This is a genomic window from Leisingera sp. F5, assembly GCF_001593695.1.
This window is the reverse complement of record NZ_LUKH01000194.1, coordinates 1-3,999: the sequence shown is the minus strand read 5'-3', so window position 1 is coordinate 3,999 and position 3,999 is coordinate 1. Positions and strand designations below refer to the sequence as shown.

Here is a 3,999-nt window from a genome sequence, read left to right as displayed (position 1 = left end):
TTTGGCATCAATGCGGGTCATGGGCGGGCCTTTTATTCAGGTTTCCGCCATGGTGTGCCGAATGTTGCGCGGGAAATCAATCCCGGGCCGCGCGCAGGCCCGGGAATGCACTGGTCAGCGGTTCAGCGGAATGTGCCAGCGCAGCGTCAGCGAATTCACGCCCGGGTTCTGGTCCGCGGTCGAGGCGTTGGATTTGTGGCTAAGCGCCAGCGACACCGCCTTGCCATTGTGAAACCGCTTGCCAACCGCCAGCAGGCTGCGGATTTCAAAGGTAGAGCCCAGATCATTACCCAGCGAGCTTTCGTGATAAGCGCCCGGCATCACGCTGGTCTCAATAAACCAGTTGTTGTTCAGGTCAACCACACCGCTGATGCCGACGCCGGCGAACACATCGCCGGTTTCCTGCACTTCCAGCACCGCGCCGAACCGGGTCGACAGCAGCCGCCCCTCGTGGAACGGCGCATGCAGATACTCCGCTGCAAACAGCGCGCTGTCTTCGGAACCCGCACGGGAATAATTGGAATAGCCCAGCCCCAGCGTCACTTCCTGGGCGGCGGCAGGCATGGCTGCGGCAGCACAAAACGCGGCTGCCAGCATAGCTGTCTGTTTCATTTCTAGCCCCTCGCAGAATTATTTTCTTTGCACCAAGATATTTTAATTTGCTGCTTTTCCTAGTCACCTCACGAAAAAGCAATATGAGGGTTCACTGTGCGACCCCGCACAGAGAGCGATTGTGGCACATATGCCAGCCATCCTTGCCTTGCGTGCAGGCCCAATGCTGCCTAGAAGCAGCTCCCAAGTGGTATCAGGAGGCCGGCATGGGCTTTAAAATGGGAATCGTCGGCCTGCCCAACGTGGGTAAATCGACGCTGTTCAACGCGCTGACCAAAACCGCCTCGGCGCAGGCGGCCAATTTTCCGTTCTGCACCATCGAACCCAATGTGGGGGAAGTGGGCGTACCGGACGCGCGGCTGGACAAACTGGCGGCGATTGCCGGCTCCAAGCAGATCATCCCGACCCGGATGACATTTGTCGACATCGCGGGCCTGGTCAAAGGCGCGTCGCAGGGCGAGGGCCTGGGCAACCAGTTCCTGGCCAACATCCGCGAAACCGACGCCATCGCCCACGTGCTGCGCTGCTTTGAAGATGGCGACGTGACCCATGTGGATGGCCGCGTTGATCCGGTGGCCGATGCCGAGGTGATCGAGACCGAGCTGATGCTGTCAGACCTTGAAAGCATCGAAAAGCGCCGCGCCAACCTGGTGCGCAAGCTGAAGGGCAACGACAAAGAAGCCCAGCAGCAGGACCGCCTGCTGGCAGCTGCCCAGGCGATGCTGGAAGACGGCAAGCCTGCCCGCCTGGTCGAGGTGGACGCCGAAGATGCCAAGGCCTGGAAGGTGCTGCAGCTTCTGACCACAAAGCCGGTGCTGTACGTCTGCAACGTCGGCGAATCGGAATCGGTTGAAGGCAATGCGCATTCCGCCAAGGTTGCGGAAATGGCCGCGGCCCAGGGCAATTCCCATGTGATCATCTCGGCCCAAATCGAGGAAGAGATCAGCCAGCTGGAAGCGGACGAAGCCCAGATGTTCCTCGAGGAAATGGGGCTGGAGGAAGCCGGTTTGGACCGGCTGATCCGTGCCGGCTATGAACTGCTGCACCTGGAGACATATTTCACCGTCGGCCCGAAAGAAGCCCGCGCCTGGACCATCCGCACCGGCACCGCAGCGCCGCAGGCGGCCGGCGTGATCCACGGTGACTTTGAGAAGGGTTTCATCCGCGCCGAGACCATCGCCTATGATGAATTCATCGCCTGCAATGGCGAGCAAGGCGCCAAAGAAGCCGGCAAGATGCGCGCCGAAGGCAAAAGCTATGTCGTGAAAGACGGCGACGTGCTGCACTTCCTGTTCAACACCTAAGCCGGGTTTTCAGTCTGATATTAACCGCCCGCCAGCCTGTCTGGCGGGCGGTTTGCCTTTTCTGGACTGCTGGGGCAACACAGTGCAGTAAGAGACACTTCACCCCCGAAAGTCCGGGACCGGCGGCGCAACCGTGCTACCATTGAACCAGAAGGCATTCAGGACAATCCCTCATGGAAAAAGACGACAGTATCAATGTACTGGGCGGCCCGCTTGCTCCCTGCTCCAACGCGCCGGTCACCGGCTTTTTCCGCGATGGGCATTGCAACACCTGTGCTGACGATCACGGCAGCCACACCGTCTGCGTGATAACCACAGCCGAGTTTCTGGCGTTCAGCAAATATGTCGGCAACGATCTGTCCACCCCGCGGCCCGAGTTCGGCTTCACCGGCCTGCAGCCCGGCGACCGCTGGTGCCTGTGTGCTGCCCGTTTTCTGCAGGCCGCAGACGAAGGCTGCGCCCCCAAGGTGCATCTGGAGGCCACGCATCAGCGTGCGCTGGAGATCGTGCCATTGAGTGTCCTGCAGAGCTATGCCGCCGACCCGGCCTGATCTGCCGCATTGACCTGCTGCGGGATGTACCGTTATTGCATCGTCAAGCCAGCCTGCCGGACCCTCGCCTGCGCCAGCCTCCCTGCATTTCACCACGCCGACAAGGAGGCTCCTGCATGAGCTATATCGCCATGAACCGCTTCAAGATCCGTCCGGGCCGCGAAGCCGATTTTGAGACCATCTGGAAACAGCGGGAAAGCCGCCTGAAAGAGCTAAAGGGGTTTCGTGAATTCCGCCTGCTGAAAGGCCCGGAGGGTGAAGATCACCGCCTCTATTCCAGCCACGTGATCTGGGACAGCCGCGCGGATTTCGAAGCCTGGACCAAATCCGAACAGTTCCGCGCTGCGCACCGCGATGCGGGCAAACGCGAAGGCGAAAGCCCGATCCTGGGGCATCCGCAGTTCGAAGGGTTCGAGACCATCCTGCTCGAGGCCTGAGCCAAAATGAAAAAGGCGCCCCGCGGGGCGCCTTTTGCGTTTCCGGGATGTGCCCGTTACTCCTCGAAGCTGCGGCCTTCTTCGGTGTCGGACATATCGAACCCCAGATGCTTGGCAACGGTGAACACGTCCTTGTCGCCGCGGCCGCACATGTTCATCACGATGATGTGGTCCGATGGCAGCTTGGGCGCGATCTTCATCACATGGGCCAGCGCGTGGCTGGGCTCCAGCGCCGGAATGATGCCTTCGGTGCGGCAGCTGACCTGGAAGGCTTCCAGCGCCTCCTTGTCGGTGATCGAGACATATTCGGCGCGCCCGGTTTCATGCAGCCAGGAATGTTCAGGGCCGATGCCCGGGTAATCGAGGCCCGCGGAAATCGAATAGCCTTCCTGAATCTGGCCGTCCTCATTCTGCAGCAGATAGGTGCGGTTGCCGTGCAGCACGCCCGGGCGGCCGCCGGTCAGTGACGCGCAGTGCTGGATCCGGTCGTCCACCCCCTTGCCGCCGGCCTCGACCCCGACGATTTTCACCGTGGGGTCATCCAGGAACGGGTGGAACAGACCGATGGCGTTGGAGCCGCCGCCGATCGCGGCAATCACCGTGTCCGGCAGGCGGCCTTCGCCTTCCTGCTCCGCCAGCTGCCAGCGGACTTCCTTGCCGATGATCGACTGGAAGTCGCGCACCATCGCCGGGTATGGATGCGGGCCGGCCGCGGTGCCGATGCAATAGAAGGTGTCGCGCACATTGGTCACCCAATCGCGCAGGGCGTCGTTCATCGCATCCTTGAGGGTGCCGCGGCCCGAGGTGACCGGGATGACTTCAGCACCCAACAGGCGCATGCGGAACACGTTCGGGGCCTGGCGCTTCACATCATGGGCGCCCATGTAGACGATGCATTTTAGGCCGAACTTGGCGCAGACGGTGGCGGTAGCCACGCCGTGCTGGCCCGCGCCGGTTTCAGCGATGATGCGGGTCTTGCCCATACGGCGTGCCAGCAGGATCTGGCCCAGCACATTGTTCACTTTATGCGCGCCGGTGTGGTTCAGCTCGTCGCGCTTCATATAGATCTTGGCGCCGCCCAGTTCGGTGCTGAGC

Annotated in this window: 5 protein-coding genes; 3 read left to right on the top strand and 2 right to left on the bottom strand. The window is 61.5% G+C overall.

Going from position 1 to position 3,999, the window contains the following annotated elements; genetic code table 11:
• Window positions 1-114 precede the first annotated feature (114 nt).
• Window positions 115-612 (bottom strand): acyloxyacyl hydrolase, encoded by a 498-nt coding sequence (locus A2I95_RS27150; RefSeq protein WP_259987220.1) that lies wholly within the window; start codon window positions 610-612, stop codon window positions 115-117.
• A gap of 206 nt (window positions 613-818) precedes the next feature.
• Here A2I95_RS27150 and ychF point away from each other — a divergent pair, with 206 nt between their 5' ends.
• From ychF to A2I95_RS27135, 3 genes are all read left to right on the top strand, one after another.
• Window positions 819-1,916, top strand: coding sequence for a redox-regulated ATPase YchF (gene ychF / locus A2I95_RS27145; protein WP_027257800.1), 1,098 nt, complete (start codon window positions 819-821; stop codon window positions 1,914-1,916).
• 173 nt (window positions 1,917-2,089) lie between these two features.
• Window positions 2,090-2,467 (top strand): DUF2237 domain-containing protein, encoded by a 378-nt coding sequence (locus tag A2I95_RS27140; protein WP_027257799.1) that lies wholly within the window; start codon window positions 2,090-2,092, stop codon window positions 2,465-2,467.
• Window positions 2,468-2,583: 116 nt separating this feature from the next.
• Window positions 2,584-2,904 (top strand): antibiotic biosynthesis monooxygenase, encoded by a 321-nt coding sequence (locus A2I95_RS27135; protein ID WP_027257798.1) that lies wholly within the window; start codon window positions 2,584-2,586, stop codon window positions 2,902-2,904.
• A 56-nt stretch (window positions 2,905-2,960) separates the two neighbouring features.
• Here A2I95_RS27135 and trpB read toward each other — a convergent pair.
• On the bottom strand, window positions 2,961-3,999 hold a 1,039-nt coding region (gene trpB, locus A2I95_RS27130), incomplete at its 5' end, for a tryptophan synthase subunit beta (RefSeq protein WP_291734904.1).

What these genes read in the sequence shown, in the direction of transcription:
- ychF (WP_027257800.1), top strand. Translation starts at nt 819, where the DNA reads ATGGGCTTTAAAATGGGAATCGTCGGCCTGCCCAACGTGGGTAAATCG.
- A2I95_RS27150 (WP_259987220.1), bottom strand. Translation starts at nt 612, where the DNA reads ATGAAACAGACAGCTATGCTGGCAGCCGCGTTTTGTGCTGCCGCAGCC.
- A2I95_RS27140 (WP_027257799.1), top strand. Translation starts at nt 2,090, where the DNA reads ATGGAAAAAGACGACAGTATCAATGTACTGGGCGGCCCGCTTGCTCCC.
- A2I95_RS27135 (WP_027257798.1), top strand. Translation starts at nt 2,584, where the DNA reads ATGAGCTATATCGCCATGAACCGCTTCAAGATCCGTCCGGGCCGCGAA.